The sequence below is a fragment of the Sphingomonas sp. genome (assembly GCF_965227385.1).
Classification (GTDB): domain Bacteria; phylum Pseudomonadota; class Alphaproteobacteria; order Sphingomonadales; family Sphingomonadaceae; genus Sphingomonas.
On sequence record NZ_OZ245750.1, the window covers coordinates 3,438,964 to 3,453,921 of the forward strand.

General features: G+C 64.1%; 13 protein-coding genes. 5 read left to right on the plus strand and 8 right to left on the minus strand.

Going from position 1 to position 14,958, the window contains the following annotated elements:
* Window positions 1–112 precede the first annotated feature (112 nt).
* Window positions 113–1,153, minus strand: a complete 1,041-nt coding sequence (locus tag ACO05N_RS16885; protein ID WP_422058147.1) for a Rieske 2Fe-2S domain-containing protein — start codon at window positions 1,151–1,153, stop codon at window positions 113–115.
* Window positions 1,154–1,196: 43 nt separating this feature from the next.
* On the opposite strand from ACO05N_RS16885, the gene ACO05N_RS16890 reads away from it, so the two are divergent.
* Window positions 1,197–1,838: a TetR/AcrR family transcriptional regulator gene (locus ACO05N_RS16890; protein ID WP_422058148.1), complete on the plus strand. Its 642-nt coding sequence runs from the start codon at window positions 1,197–1,199 to the stop codon at window positions 1,836–1,838.
* Between the two features lie 29 nt (window positions 1,839–1,867).
* Here the strand turns inward: ACO05N_RS16890 and ACO05N_RS16895 are convergent, their stop codons facing one another.
* Window positions 1,868–2,839 (minus strand): LysR family transcriptional regulator, encoded by a 972-nt coding sequence (locus ACO05N_RS16895; protein ID WP_422058149.1) that lies wholly within the window; start codon window positions 2,837–2,839, stop codon window positions 1,868–1,870.
* Between the two features lie 111 nt (window positions 2,840–2,950).
* Between ACO05N_RS16895 and ACO05N_RS16900 the strand changes: the two genes are divergently transcribed.
* The 4 genes from ACO05N_RS16900 (at window position 2,951) to ACO05N_RS16915 (ending at window position 6,710) form a co-directional block, all read left to right on the plus strand.
* Complete coding sequence (locus ACO05N_RS16900; protein WP_422058150.1) at window positions 2,951–4,492, plus strand: bifunctional 3-(3-hydroxy-phenyl)propionate/3-hydroxycinnamic acid hydroxylase; 1,542 nt, start codon at window positions 2,951–2,953, stop codon at window positions 4,490–4,492.
* Window positions 4,489–4,920 (plus strand): GlcG/HbpS family heme-binding protein, encoded by a 432-nt coding sequence (locus ACO05N_RS16905; protein ID WP_422058151.1) that lies wholly within the window; start codon window positions 4,489–4,491, stop codon window positions 4,918–4,920. Before ACO05N_RS16900 ends, ACO05N_RS16905 begins: the two co-directional genes overlap by 4 nt.
* Window positions 4,917–5,804, plus strand: a complete 888-nt coding sequence (locus ACO05N_RS16910; RefSeq protein ID WP_422058152.1) for a VOC family protein — start codon at window positions 4,917–4,919, stop codon at window positions 5,802–5,804. The genes ACO05N_RS16905 and ACO05N_RS16910 overlap by 4 nt, the downstream gene beginning before the upstream one ends.
* Before the next feature lie 63 nt (window positions 5,805–5,867).
* Window positions 5,868–6,710, plus strand: coding sequence for a fumarylacetoacetate hydrolase family protein (locus tag ACO05N_RS16915; protein WP_422058153.1), 843 nt, complete (start codon window positions 5,868–5,870; stop codon window positions 6,708–6,710).
* 153 nt (window positions 6,711–6,863) lie between these two features.
* Here ACO05N_RS16915 and ACO05N_RS16920 read toward each other — a convergent pair whose 3' ends face one another.
* The 6 genes from ACO05N_RS16920 to ACO05N_RS16945 form a co-directional block, all read right to left on the minus strand.
* Window positions 6,864–8,561, minus strand: a complete 1,698-nt coding sequence (locus tag ACO05N_RS16920; RefSeq protein ID WP_422058154.1) for a GMC oxidoreductase — start codon at window positions 8,559–8,561, stop codon at window positions 6,864–6,866.
* The gene (locus tag ACO05N_RS16925; protein ID WP_422058155.1) at window positions 8,561–9,190 is read right to left on the minus strand and encodes a gluconate 2-dehydrogenase subunit 3 family protein; all 630 of its coding nucleotides are present in this window, start codon (window positions 9,188–9,190) and stop codon (window positions 8,561–8,563) included. Before ACO05N_RS16925 ends, ACO05N_RS16920 begins: the two co-directional genes overlap by 1 nt.
* Window positions 9,187–10,245: a sugar phosphate isomerase/epimerase family protein gene (locus ACO05N_RS16930; RefSeq protein ID WP_422058156.1), complete on the minus strand. Its 1,059-nt coding sequence runs from the start codon at window positions 10,243–10,245 to the stop codon at window positions 9,187–9,189. The genes ACO05N_RS16925 and ACO05N_RS16930 overlap by 4 nt, the downstream gene beginning before the upstream one ends.
* 10 nt (window positions 10,246–10,255) lie before the next feature.
* Window positions 10,256–11,374 carry a Gfo/Idh/MocA family protein gene (locus ACO05N_RS16935; protein WP_422058157.1) on the minus strand — a complete coding sequence of 373 codons (1,119 nt, stop codon included), beginning with the start codon at window positions 11,372–11,374 and terminating at the stop codon, window positions 10,256–10,258.
* 73 nt (window positions 11,375–11,447) lie between these two features.
* Window positions 11,448–13,802, minus strand: a complete 2,355-nt coding sequence (locus ACO05N_RS16940) for a TonB-dependent receptor (RefSeq protein WP_422058158.1) — start codon at window positions 13,800–13,802, stop codon at window positions 11,448–11,450.
* Window positions 13,803–13,824: 22 nt separating this feature from the next.
* On the minus strand, window positions 13,825–14,949 hold the full coding sequence (locus ACO05N_RS16945; RefSeq protein WP_422058159.1) for an MFS transporter: 1,125 nt from the start codon (window positions 14,947–14,949) through the stop codon (window positions 13,825–13,827).
* Between the last annotated feature and the right edge of the window lie 9 nt (window positions 14,950–14,958).

The window sequence follows — 14,958 nt, forward strand, 5'->3', positions numbered from 1 at the left end:
GAAGCAAAGGGGTCAACGCCAGAACGCGCGAACGGCAGTGCGCGACAAGTCCAGACGCGAGCGCGGCAAAGCGACGCGGGCAGTGGCGGTCCCACTGCCCGCGTCCGCCGCCCTATTCCGCAGCAGCGAGGTCGGGAACGGCGCTGTCACCGCGACGCGCGGCCTCTTCGCGTCGCAGCTTCATCAGGTGGCGGCGTGCGCGCACCGCGGCGCTGTCCACGTTGAGGATCACCGGTCGCAGGTCCCAGAATTGCGCGTCCCCCATCTCGCGCTGCACCGCCTCCAGCATCGGTCGGTCTTCATTCTCGAACACTTGAGTTGCCAGCGCGGCAGCTTCTTCCCCCGGCTTGTGATTGTAGAAATAGTGGGACGAGGTCTGAGTCTCGGGCGTCACGATATGCGGATTGCGCAGCGGCTGTACCGGCGATTCATCGCGCGGGCAGCCGGTCGGTGCGGCGCCAACCTCAAGATAGAGGCTCGCGGGGGCGTTCCAGCGCATGTTGGTCCACCGGTCCGTCGGCACATCGGCCAGCGCCGTCGCGAAAAGCGGCGCCGGAACGTTGGTCATCGACCAGCATGACCAGATCGCACCCTGTTCGTCGGTGTAGGCCTTGTGCTCGCCCTTCAGCATCGCCCCGCCGGAGCGGAACGAGTTGCGATGGACGAACTCGACATGGCTCAGGTCCAGAAGATTGTCGGCCAGCAACTCGTAATTTGCTTCCATCCGCGTCCGCTTGCGAACCATCGGCGCCGGATCATCGAGGATCGAATAATCAGGGATCAGCGATTCGTCCGCCGCACCCGCATCACCGGGCCAGAACCAGATAATACCGTTCCGCGCGACGACAGGATAGGTCGGGATCGAGGCATTGGGCGGAATCAAATCGGAAAACGGATTGTGAACGCATGTTCCGGTGCGATCAAAGCGCAGGCCGTGATAGCCACATTCGATCAGATCACCCTCGCGCCGGCCCCGGCTCAACGGAGCGAATCGATGCGGACAGCGATTGAGCAGCATCGCATAGCCGCCATCTTCGGCCCGGTAGATCAGCCAGTTCCGGTCGAGCAAGGTGCGCGTAACCATATCGGTTGCGTCGACCTCTTCTTGCCATGCCGCCATGTACCAGACATTCAAAACATATGCGTTGGACATTTGACCTCTCCGGACATTATCGAAACCATGTGGTTTTGATAACATGACCGATATCGCAGCAAAAGAGATTATTCGGCGCGACGCCGACAGCGTCGTCGCGCGCATTCTGGATGCGGCGCAGGTCGAGTTCATGCGGGCTGGCTATGACCGCGCCAGCACCAACCGCATCGCCAGCGAGTTCAGCATCTCCAAGGCGACGATTTTTCGACATTTTCCCAGCAAGCAGGCGCTGTTCGAGGCCGTCATCGCCCGCGTCGCTACTCGCTGGCACGAACGCATCGACTGGCAGGCGATCGGCGATCTTGGTCCCGAGGCCTGGCTCAATCGCTTCGCGACGGCGGCGCTCACCTGGATCCTAGAAGACGAGGCGCTGTTTGTGGGACGCATGGCGATTGTTGAGGGGCCGGCGCATGCCGAAGCGCGAGCGCTGTGGCCGCGCCTTGCAACCCGTCCGATCCTGAACGTACTGATCGAGCGGTTTGAAGCTTGGAATCTGACCGGCACCTTGCAGACGGGCGACTCCGAGCGGCTGGCCTGGGCGTTCCTCGATCTCACCCTCGCCGGGGAAGTCAGCCGGGCATTATATGGATCGAGCATCCACGATGGACCAGCACAGATCGAGGCGCATGTGGCGTTTTGCGTGCGGTTATTCCTTTCAGGAGCGAGCGGAAAGCGAGAAGGCTGACCTCGCTTTGCAAGTGAGGGCACGCGACCTTATTCTGTTGCGTCCGCTCCCGCCAAACCCGTTCGGCCACGGCCGCCCAACCGGACGAATGCCGGATCGCGGGCGATCTCGTCGGCGATCTCAATCAGCAGATCGACGAACCGGTCCGCGAGGTGCGAGGGCTTGGCCGACCGTCGCACCTTATACCCGATCGCCCTTCGGTTTCCGTGAACGAGTCGCAGAATCCTGAAACCGGCGACGGGGAACCTGAGCTGCAACGGCGACACGAACGTGACATAACCCCCGGACGCAATCATCGCCTCCAAAAGCGGCAGCGAGTTGGCGTAAACCGCGTGTGCCGGCCACGGGACGCCAGCCGTGAGAAACATCGCTTCGACATGCCGGCGATAGGTGCTGCCTTCACGCGGCAGCACCCATTGCGCATCACCGAGTTCATTCAGCTGGATGCAGTCACGCTCTGCCAGACCATTGTCGGGCGGGACCGCGATGCAGAACGGATCCTCGAGCAGCACGTGCTCGACAATGTCCGAATGCCCCGTCAGATTCTCGCGCACCGGGCCGACAAAGATATCGAGCCGACCGGTCCGCAAATCCTGCGTCAATGCGTGATCGAGCCCCTCCACCACCTCGACGATGCGGGCGCCCGGGACGGATCCGAGCCGCGCAAGTGTCTGCGGCAGCAACGTCGGCAGTGCGCCCGGCGTCGCTCCGACGCGCAACGGCCCGGCGATCGCCGAATCGAAGTTCCGCACCTCGGCCTCGGCGTCGTTGAGAATCGCCGCAATCCCCTCGGTCCGCCGCACGAGAATTTCCCCATATGTGGTGAGCTTCGAGCCACGTCGGCTTCGCTCAAGTAGTTTCACGCCCAGCTTTCGCTCCAAAAGCGCAATGTTGTTCGACAGTGTGGGCTGGGACTGACCGAGCGCGATTGCGGTCCGACCGAACGAACCATGCCGCGCGATGGCAAGCAGGACGAACAGCTGCTGGGGATCCAAGGTCATCGGAAAATTTGTCCACGTGGGTCAATATCATAATTTGACTTAGTATCTGGCGTGCGGTCAACCGGCTTGCGGAACGGCACCGAGATCGCCCCCGGTTGGAGACTGCAGGCAATGACCGGAATGAATGCCGGGAGCTACGACGTCGCCATTGTCGGCTGCGGCCCGGTCGGAGCACTGGCGGCGAATCTCCTGGGTCGCGCCGGCCTGCGTACGGTGGTGGTGGAAAGAGACGTCGCCCCCTACCCCCTGCCCCGCGCTGTGCATGTGGACCACGAGATGCTGCGCCTGTTCCAGAGCGCGGGCATAAGCGACAGGATCGCTCCCTACCTGCAGGCCGCCGACGGACACCTGCATGTCGGTGCCGATGGCAACGTTATTCGCTATATGGCAGCCCACGGCGGGCCGAAGCCGTTCGGATGGTCGAACGACTATTTCTTCTATCAGCCCGAACTCGAGCAGCTCCTGCGCGAAGGCGCAGCGTCAATCCCCTGCGTCGATCTTCTTCTTGGGACCGTGTTTCTCGCGCTCCGCCAGCGGCAGGATCGAGTCGAACTGGACATCGGTGGCGCGAACGGTGCGGCCACGGTCTCCGCGCGCTGGCTGATCGCGTGCGACGGCGCGCACAGCCCAGTCCGGAAGGCGCTGGGTATCCGGTTGGACGATCTGGATTTCGATGAGCCATGGCTGGTCGTCGACGCAGAGGTCGAAGGCCCGATCCGCTTTCCGCCGGTTGGCGGCATGCCAGCCGACGCGAATTTGCAACGGCTTTCGGTGATGCTTTGCGATCCACGGCGGCCCGCGACTCTCGTTCCCGGGCGCGGCAACCACCGCCGCTGGGAGTTTATGCTGCTCCCGGGCGAGCGGGACTGCGTCATGACGCGGGACGAGACGGTCCGGGCGTTGCTGTCGCCCTACTTGGCCGGCGTACCGCACAGGGTTATCCGGGCGGCGACTTATCGCTTCCATGCGTTGGCCGCGGAACATTGGCAGCGCGGCAACATCTTCCTGGCCGGGGACGCGGCGCACCAGACGCCCCCCTTTTTCGGCCAGGGGATGTGTCACGGCATGCGTGACGTCGCAAACCTGGCCTGGAAAATTGCGGCAATCGCAAAGGGCGAAGCCGGTCCAGCGATTTTGGTGAGCTATCAGATCGAGCGTGACACCCATGTACGCACGGTCATCGGCGCCGCGGTCGAAGCGGGACGCTATATCTGCGAGCTGGACGCTGGTCGCGCTGCGGCGCGCGACGTCCGTGTCCGCGCGGCAGCACATCAGCGAAAGGGAGAGACCGCAGCGGACCTCATCCCCCCGCTCACCGGCGGGTTGATCGCGCGAGACACCCTTGGTGCTGGGGAGCGCTTCATTCAGCCGCTGCTGGCGAACGGCCGCAAGCTCGACGATGCAACGGGAGGCGGCTGGCGCTTGTTCGTCCGCAGCGATGCCGTCGTGAGGCAGCCAACTCACACACCGCAGATTGTCGCGGACACGTTGGCAGACGGAGGCGCCGTTATGAACTGGCTGGGTGCGCGCGGTGCGGGCGCCGCGCTGGTGCGCCCCGATCACTATGTGTTCGGCACTGCGACCGGGGACGGCGCGGATTTGCTTAAGCGACGCGACCGAATGATGGGCAAACCGTTGGAGACCATGACATGACCTTAACCTTGGCTCAGGCGCGGCAGATCATCGACGGGGCCCTTGCCGAGGCACGCACGCGAAACATGCAGCCGCTTGCCGTGATCGTACTCGACCGGGGCGGTCATCCGGTTGTATTTGCCAAGGAAGACAGGGCGAGCCTGTTTCGGTTCGACATCGCGCGGGCGAAGGCCAAAGGTGCGCTTGGAATGGGGGTAAACACCCGCCAGCTAGCCGAACGCGCAAAGGAAAATCAGGCGTTCTTCGCCAGCCTCTCTGCCGTGGTAAAGGGCGACATCGCCTTTTCGCCCGGCGGCGTTCTCATCTACGATGCGGCGGGGGAGATCATCGGCGCGGTCGGGATCAGTGGTGACACCGGCGATCTCGATGAGGCATGTGCCCTGGCCGGTCTTGCCTGTGCGGGCCTCGCGGCGGCACAATCCTCATGATGCTGCGCAGCATAGAGCTGGCACTGCCGGATCCGGCTGCAGCAGCCCGGTTCATGGTCGACATCTGGGGTATGACCCATGCCACGCAGCACGACGCGGGGCTTTATCTGCGCGGTTCAGGGCCCTCACCTTATCTGGTCGGGCTGTCGCAATCGCCAGACGAATTTGTCCGTTCGGTCACGTTCACCTGCACCGCACCTGAACTCTCATCGTTGATCCGCAACATCGTCGCGGCATGCTGGCCCGCAGCGCCGGTGGAGTCATCGGATCCGGGTGGCGGCCACGGCATTGTAGTCGAGCTACCCGAGGGCGAAATCTTCCGGTTTCTTATCGACAGCGTCACCGCGCCTCCGCTTGTCGGCTCCGATCTGCCCGTGAAGCTCGCGCATGTGGTGTTCAACTCGACCGACGCCGAACAGAGCGGTCATGCAGTCGAAGAGGTGCTCGGCTTCCGCGTGTCGGATCGCACCCTCGGAATGGTGTTTGTCCGCTGCAATGAAAGCCACCATGCCACCGCCTTTGCCCGTGCCGGATATTCCAGCCTCAACCATATCGCGTTCGAGATGGAGGATATCGACGCGGTCATGCGCGGCATCGGCCGCTTGCGCGACCACGCGATGGTCCCGGCGTGGGGCCCAGGACGTCACGGCCCCGGGGCAAATGTGTATGCGTACTATGTGGCGCCATTCGGACCCGTGATCGAATTCTCCACTGCGGTCGAACTGGTCGCCGAGGACCATCGGGTCGGAACCCCCGAAGATTGGATCTGGCCCGCAAACCGGATCGATCGCTGGGGCATCTCCGACAAGGATATCTATGCGCTTGCCGCGGCCGAGAAGCGCTTCAAATTCCTGCGCGAGTGGAATCCCGCTCCACTTCTCTGACGAAACCGGGACTGATGATGCGCACAGGTGCAAGAAAGCCGAACAACGAAAGGACAATTGCCCATGCGCTATGTCAGCTTCACCCGCCCGGACGGCGCGAATAGCTTCGGACGACTGGCCGGCGATTCAATCGTAGATCTGGGCGGTGATCCTAGCGGGCCACGCGACCTCAGAAGCGCGCTCGATCGCGGCAGTCTTGGCGCGTTGAAGGATGGCGCCCGGTTCGACATCATGTCGGTGCAACTGTTGCCGGTAATCCCCAATCCTGACAAGATTCTGTGCGTCGGGCTGAACTACGCAACACACGTCGCGGAAACGGGGCGCGAGCAAAAGGCGCATCCGGCGATCTTCACGCGCTGGGCCGACACCTTGGTCGGGCATCGCGCGCCGCTGGTCCGACCGCGCGAAAGCACCCGCTTCGATTATGAAGGGGAACTTGCGATCGTTATCGGGCGCCCGGGCCGCCGCATTTGCCGGACCAATGCACTTACCCATGTCGCGGGTTATTCGGTCTTCAACGACGGATCGGTTCGCGATTGGCAACGTCACAACATCCAGTTCACTCCCGGAAAGAACTTTCCGGCAACTGCCGCCTTCGGACCCGCCCTGGTCACCCTCGATGAGGTGGGCGACCTACCAGCACAGCGCGTTCAGACCCGACTCAACGGAAACCTTGTCCAGGACCAGCCGATTTCGGACCTGATCTGGGATATTCCAGCCATCGTCGAATATTGCTCGACCTTTACCGCCCTCTCGGCGGGCGACGTTATTGCCACGGGAACCCCGGGGGGAGTCGGCGACAAGCGTGTGCCGCCGCTGTACATGGTGCCGGGCGACGTGGTGGAGATATCCGTTGGCTCGATCGGCACGCTGGCTAACCCAATCGTCGACGACATATTGTCATAGGGAAGTTGGAAGCGACCACCCTTGGACTGGGAGCAGATCGACGGTCTGCAGCGGGTCCCAGGACCTGCCGTCCTGGAAACGTGCCGACGAAACGCGTCGAGCCGTTCGGAACCTCAGCGCATCCTCGTCCACGCAGAACGATCTCCGACGAAACTATAGAATGCCGGAACGAAGCAACGAGACCGCATGATCGCAAGCGCGGGCGGTGAGCGCCATGTAGGTCAGCGACGGGTTCTGGCAGGCAGACGAACTCATCTGAGCGCCGTCGGTGACGAACAGATTGGGCACGTCGTGCGACTGGCTCCATTTGTTGAGCACCGATATTGCGGGATCGTTGCCCATGCGTGCGCCGCCCATTTCATGGATCGACGTGCCGCCATTATTGGGCTGGTCGAAGCCCATGATCACCTGCGCGCCTGCAGCCGCCATCATCGCCCCCGCCTCGCGCTTGGCATCGGCGAGCGCGGCGAGTTCCTCCTTGCCATGCGCGAAGGTCACTTCGAGCTGCGGAATGCCATGCCGGTCCGTCCTGGTGCTCAACGCCAGGCGGTTGGATGCACGCGGCACGGATTCGGCAAAGGTGACGAACACCATCGTCCACATGCCCGGATTTCGCAGTTCGTTCTTGAACGCCGCACCGATGCCGGGCTGGCGCTTGCCGCGGGTCCAGGTGCCCTGCAGCGCACCGCCCTGGAACGAGTAACCGCGGGTAAAGCCGTCACCGTCGAGCTGGTCGAGGTTGCGGAAGCGCGGGACGACGATTCCGGTCGGCCGGTTGCCGAAGGTTGTGCGCCCCTCGAACCCCGGCACCACCGCCAGCGCGGCAATGGCGTTGGCGTGGTCCATGATGTGGGTGCCGAGCACGCCGCTCGAATTGGCGAGCCCGTTCGGATTCGCTTCGTTGCGCGAATTGAGCAGCAGCTGCACCGAGTTGAACGCGCCGGCATTCAGGAACACCATGCGCGCCGTCGCCTGTCCGCGGGCGCCGGTGTTGCGGTTGACCCACCGCACGCCCGTGGCGCGCCCGGTCCGCGGATCGGTATCGACCTTCTCGACAATCGCATCGGTTTCGACCGTCAGTCGACCGGTTTTCATTGCTGCCGGAAGCGTTGAGGACTGGGTCGAGAAATAAGCGCCATAGGAGCAGCCGCGCGCGCAGATATTGCGGTTCTGGCACGCGCCCCGCCCTTCCTCACCCTTTGCCACGGTCAGATTGGCGGTTCGACCGATCGTGATCAGCCGGTCGGGATAGGCGGCAAGCACGCGCTCGCGCATTGCCTGTTCGACCATGTTGAGCGCCATCGGCGGCTGGAATCGGCCATCGGGCAGTTGAGCCAGCCCCTCGGCCGCGCCCGATACCCCGATGAACTCCTCGACCTTGTCGTACCACGGCGCCAGATCGGCATAGCGGATCGGCCAGTCGGTACCCTGTCCATCGCGCCGATTGGCATCGAAGTCATAATCTGACCAGCGATAGCATTGCCGCCCCCAGGTCAGCGAACGCCCGCCCAGCTGATAGCTGCGGAACCAGTCGAACCGGGTGCCGTCGCCGGTCTGATACGGGTTCTCGGCGTCACTGACGAAATGCCCCTCGGTAAACTCATTGAAGTGCCGATTGAGCATCTGAACCGGATAGTCGCGCGCATAGCGTTCGGCGTCGCCGACGCCTCGAAAGGGCAGCTCCCACGGCGCCTTCTCCTCAGTGGCGTAATCCTTCTGATGTTCGATGTTGCGACCGCGCTCGATCATCAGCACCTTGAGGCCAGCTTCAGTCAGCTCCTTCGCCGCCCAGCCGCCGGTAATGCCGGACCCGACAACGATGGCGTCGAATTGCGTATTTTCCCGTGCCATCAGCCGAACTCCACCGCTGTCCAGTCACTCGACCACGCCCGATCGTCGGCCAGCAAAGGCAGATCGGGGTCGAACCGCCCCGGCACGAGCTGGTAGCGCAACTCCTGCGATCCGCCCGCTTCGGTCGTGTAATAGCCGGTCAGGATCAGCCCCTTGATCGCAACCCAGGGCAACCAGGGCGCGCCACGCGCCATCGCCGTCGCGTCGATCGCGGCGAGAATCTCGGCGCGTTCGCTCAAGCTGCGCCGCATGAAGTCGCCCCTGCCCGCCTGATCGAGCGTGCGTTCGAGCCAGTCGACATGGCGTAACGATCCGTCCGGCCGCAGAAAGGTCGCGATCGCCGGCGTTATCGCTCCGCTGGCAACCGGCGCGCGCGTTGCCGACAGGCCATGTGCGAGCGCAAGGATCGCAAAGTCGCCTGCGCCCACGTCGCGCCCGCCGGGCGTATCGGTGCGCGGGATCACGAGGTCGGCGACCTCTGCCATGATCGTCCGCTGGCGATCGGTCGGCGCTTCGTCGTCCGCCACGCGGGTGAGCTGCACCGTCGCGACCGGAACCCCGACGCACAGAGCGAGGAGCGCGGCGGCCCCCAGAAAATCGCGACGGCCCCACGGCGCTGCAGTCGTCATGCGTCGATCCCCATGATGCGCTTGTTCAGGTCGCGATCCGCCCCGCCCGCTGCAAAGTCGTCGAACGCGTGTTCGGTGACGAGAATGATGTGGCGGTCGATGAACGGCGCCCCTTCGGCTGCACCCTGTTCGGGATGCTTGAGCGCGCATTCCCATTCGAGCACGGCCCAGCCGGCAAAGTCGTACGCCGCCATCTTCGAGAAGATCCCGCCGAAATCGACCTGTCCGTCACCCAGGGAGCGGAAGCGGCCGGGACGGTCGACCCAGCTCTGATAGCCGCCATAGACCCCTGCCCGCCCGCTCGGCCGAAACTCGGCGTCCTTGACGTGGAAGCATTTGATCCGCGCGTGGTAGATGTCGATGAACGCCAGATAATCGAGCTGCTGCAGCACGAAATGGCTGGGGTCGTAGAGGATGTTGGCGCGCGGATGGTTGCCGACGCGCTCGAGGAACATCTCGAACGTCACGCCGTCGTGCAGATCCTCGCCTGGATGGATCTCGTAGCCGATATCGACGCCCTCATGGTCGAAATGGTCGAGGATCGGCTTCCACCGCCGCGCCAGCTCGTCGAACGCATCCTCGATCAGGCCCGCCGGACGCTGCGGCCAGGGATAGACATAGGGCCAGGCGAGCGCGCCGGAGAAGCTCGCATGGGCGGTGAGGCCAAGGCGACGGCTGGCGGTTGCCGCCTTCTTGACCTGATCCACCGCCCATTCCTGCCGCGCGACCGGATTGCCGCGCACATGCTCGGCCGCGAAGCCGTCGAACTGCGCATCATAGGCCGGGTGGACAGCGACCAGCTGCCCCTGGAGATGCGTCGACAGCTCGGTGATGGCGAGGCCGTGCGACGCGGCGATGCCGGCCACCTCGTCGCAATAGTCCTGGCTCTCCGCCGCGCGGTCGAGGTCGAACAGGCGCTTGTCCCAGCTTGGAATCTGGATGCCCTTATAGCCGAGCGACGCAACCCAGGCCGCAATGCTGTCGAGCGAATTGAACGGCGCGGTATCGCCCGCAAATTGGGCGAGGAAGATGCCCGGCCCCTTCAACGTCTTCATCGCGCGCTCCTCAAATGGTCAGATCGACCCAGCCGGCCTCATCGCGGCTGGCCGTCACGGCGGTCTCGATAAACGCCATGCCGCGCAGCCCCTCCGCCGCGTCGGGCAGCAGCGGCGCCACCTCTCCCCGCAGCTGCGCCGCAAAGTCGCGGTACAGATTCGCGAACGCCTCCAGATACCCCTCCGGATGGCCGCCCGGGGTACGGCTGCGCGCGCGCGCATCGGCGCCGAGCGCGGCATCGCCCGCGCGGACGATTTCGGTCCGCCCATGGATGCTGTGCAGCGTCAGATCGTTCGGCGTCTCCTGCCGCCACACCAGCCCGCCCTTGTCGCCATAGACACGGATGCGCAGGCCATTGAGTTCACCCACCTCGATCTGCGACGCGAGCAGCACGCCGCGCGCGCGATTGTCGAAGCGCAGCAGGATCGCGCAGTCATCGTCGAGCGCGCGGCCCGGCACCACCGCCGCGAGGTCGGCAAGCAGCCGCGTGACGCGCAGCCCGGTGACGAACTCGGCGAGCTGAAAGGCGTGGACCCCGATATCGCCGATGCACCCGCCCGCGCCCGACCGCGCCGGATCGACGCGCCATTCGGCCTGTTTCCCCTCGGCAGGCCCGGCGAGCCAGCCCTGCGGATATTCGACGACGACCTTGCGCACCATGCCGATCGCGCCCGCCGCGATCCGCGCCCGCGCCTCACGCACCAGCGGATAACCCGAATAGGTGTAGGTGAGGCCATAGGGCCGCCCGGCCTGTGCGACGAGATCGGCCAGTTCGCGCGCCTGAGCGAGCGATGCGGTCATCGGCTTGTCGCTCATCACCGCCACCCCGGCGGCGAGCGCGGTGCGCGCTGCAGGAAGGTGATGATGGTTGGGGCTGACGATCGAGACGAAATCGATCCCGTCCGGACGCGCCGCTTCACCTGCGAACATCGCGGCAAGGTCAGGATAAGCGCGTTCGGGATCGATGCGGTAGTCGGCTGCGGCCGCGCGCGAGCGACCGGGATCGCTACTGAACACGCCCGCGACCAGCTCGATCTCGCGGTCCAGCTCGGCCGCGATACGGTGGATCGGCCCGATAAAGGCGCCCGGCCCGCCGCCGATCATCCCCATCCGCAAACGCGTACTCATGCGTGTCTCACACAGAATGAAGCCGGGTCACCGAAACGCGATCACGCGCCCGGTGCCCGGCACGGTACAGAGTTTAGAAGTCAAACCCGAGGCGCAAACCGATGGCCCGCACCGAATCGAACCCCCAGCGCTGGACATAGGTCAATGCGCCCGCATTGATCCCGTCCCCGGCCTCGACCTCGATCGCGACTGGCCGGATTTCGTTAAAGCAGTTCTTGCAGAAAAGCGCGAGGTTCCAGCTCTTGCCCTTGATCCCGACATTCGCGTCCACCGTATCCCAGGAGGGGATGGTCGCGCCGGGCGCATAATCGGTCAGCAAGGACGAACGGTGGTAGAAGCTGCCGCCGATGCTGGCCTTCAGGTTTCCGCCAACGCTGTGCTCATATTCGGCGGAGATCACCGAGGTGAACTTCGCCGACTGCGGGACCTGACGTCCGGAAACGTCGAACGTGCCATTTGCAGTGCAGCTTGCCGCGACCTGACCGGGATAGCATTCGCGGCCCGGATAGCTGTCGAACTTCGCGTCGAGCAACGTGGCTGCGGCCGAGACGGTGAAGCCGGGCAGCGGGCGAGCCTGGACGTTCACATCGATACCCTTGGTCGTCGCCTTTGCCGCGTTCGCAAGCGTGATCGTCTGCAGCGCGGCATTGAACGCCTGTACCTGAAGATCGTCGAACTTGGTGTGGAAGGCCGAGACGCTCAGGTTGAGGCGGCGATCGAACAACGTCTGCTTGATCCCGATTTCCCCACCCTTCGAAATCTCGGGTTCGACCGCGAGATTGGCATTCGGGGCGGGCGAGGCGTTCGAGAAACCCGGCCCCTTATAGCCGTGCCCGTAAAATCCGTAGACGAGAGTGGTCGGCGATGCCTCCCAGTCAAAGCCCAGCTTCCAGCTGAAATTGGTGTGCTTCGCGCGCCCGCTATAGTTGTTGTTGGGGACGCCAAGCGTCACGAAATACGGTCTCGTATTTTCACTCAGCTGAAGCGCGACATTGTCATGCGTCACGCGACCACCGGCGGTGACCTTCAGCTGCTCGGTCAGGCGGTAGCTGAACTGACCGAATGCCGCGAAACTCTCGCTCGTGTTCCGCGCGGCATAGTCCTGCCCCAGGAAATAGCGGTTGCTGACATTGCAGGCCGGCGGCGGACCGGCGGCGACCGTGGCGTTCACGCAGAAGGGGAAGCCGCTGGTGACGAACGGAGGAAGGCCGCTACTGCCACCGCGCTCGCCAGCAAAATCGTTCGACGCGTTGAAGTAATAGACCCCGAACTGGCCGCTGAACACATTGGCAGTCGGCAGAGTCACGCGCAGTTCGTTGGAGAACTGGTCATAGCTGCTGCGCATCGCGTTGCGGTTGAGGAAATCGACCGGCGTGAAGTCGGAATCGAACGTCTGATCGAGCGAATAGGTCTTCCACGCGGCGATGTTGCTGATCTGCATGCCGTTATCGAGATCGACGGCAATCTTGGCCTGGAGCCCGCCGGTCTCGAGGTCGCGATAATATTGGCCATCGACGACCGACTGGAGGTTGCGCGGGCCCGGCGTGACGCCAGCACCCGCAAGGATTGCCGGATATTGGCTGCCTGCGCCGAGCGCACGGTAGCTGTAGTCGAACGTCCCCGAAATGCCCTTGAACTTGGCATAGTCGCCGATGACGTAGAGCGACACGTTCGATGACGGCTCGAGCAGATATTTCGCGCGGACCGCATATTCCTTGATGTCGCTTTCCGCGCGGCCCGGCGTCGTGCGGCGCATGTTCACGATCGAATCCTGCGTCGAATAGCTGGCGTTGAGGCGTAGCGCGCTCGATTCACCCAGCGCCAGGTTGGTGGTGCCGCGCAGCCGCAGGCCAAGCCCGTCCTTGCCGTCGCGATAGCGGCTGGTGCCCTCGGCATCGACCGAGACGCTGTTGACGCCCAGCTTTGGCGCGGCGGTGGTGATGTTGACGACACCGGCCGACGCGTTCTTGCCGAACAACAGGCCCTGCGGGCCGTTCAGCACCTCGACCCGCTCGATGTCGTAAAAGCCGATGCTGGCGAAATAGCGACTGCCGAGCACCACATCGTCGATCACCTGCGTCACGCTGGATTCGACGGTATCCGCATAAGTCGATGTGCCGATGCCGCGGATCGAGAACTGGTTGTCCTGGCTGGCCTGCAGGCTCGGGGCGAGCTTGGTCACGCCGCGCAGGTCGGTCGTGCCGCTGTCGGCGAGCGCCTCGGCGCCGATGACGGTGACGCTGACCGGCACCTTCATCACATTTTCACTGCGGCGCTGCGCGGTGACGATGATTTCCGCCGTCTCCGTTTCGCTCGCGGCCCCTGCCGCGGCGCTATCCTGAGCATGGGCAGTTGCGGTGGCGAGCGGCACGACGCCAAGCACGGCGCACGACAGCAGGAACTGCGAAGCAAGCTTGATGGTCTTCATGATTTACCTCCCCTTCGTTTTTCTATTTGAGCAATTTGGTCATCAGGCGGGTTGAAAGGCCGCCGGCGATCGAGACGATCCCGAGGATGAGAAACGCGTCGCGGATCGAGCCCGCGAAGAACTGCGTGCCGCTGACCAGCAATGGGCTGACGAACTGACCCAGGAAGAAGCAGCCGCTCCAGATCCCCATGCCCCGGCCGCGATGTTCCGCCGGCAGCTGCGACACCATCCACAGCACCAGCGCCGGGATCAGGATGCCTGCCCCGAGCTGTTGCACGAACGCAAAGCCGGTCATCACCGTCGCATTGGTGCTGAGGCCGATGCCGACCAGCCCGATCCCGAGCAGGCTGAGAAAGATCAGCAGCTGGAGATCGGACGGAAACCGGCTCGACACCCATTGAAAGACCAGCGCGCCAAGGACGACGCCGATGCTGGCGATCGAGATCAGGATTCCGACCTGCGCTGCGGAGTCGACGCCCACTTCACCGAACGCGCGGCCGACCTGGACGATGTAGACATAGTAGAGCGCAGCCGCGAACAGGGTGAAGCCGCAGCAGATAATGACCCGGCGCCAGGGAAAGGGCGTGCCGATCGCGTCCTGCGCCTCGGCTTCCGCGCGGACATCCGGTTCGTAGAGAAAGAGCAGCATCAGCAGCGAGATCGGGAACGCCACCGCATAGATCACGAACGGTAGCTGCCACGACTGCGCGGCAAGGAAGCCGGCGAGAAAGACCGTGCCGGTGCCGAAGATCGGCCCGATGACGCCCTGGAAGGTCAGCCATCCGCGGCGCTGATTGTGCGAGAAATAGTCACCGATCAGCGTGTTGGTGACGGTGAGGATCGCCGCTTCGCAGATCCCGAGGGCAAGGCGCGAGGCGATCAGCGCTTCGAGGCTCGCGACGAAGTACGGGACCAGCCCGATCGCGCCATAAGCCAGTGTCGCACCAAGCAGGAGCTTGCGCCGCCCATGCCGGTCGGCGAGCCACCCCATCAGCGGCGAGAACAGGGCGATCATCAGCCCCGGTGCGGTGACAGCAAGCGGCACAAGGGTGGTCGCGCCAGGCACGTCACCAAAGGCGGCGATGATGTTGGGTACCGCCGGCGCGAGGCCCACGATCGCGAGGATCGGAAGGAACGCCGCGAACATGACCGTGAC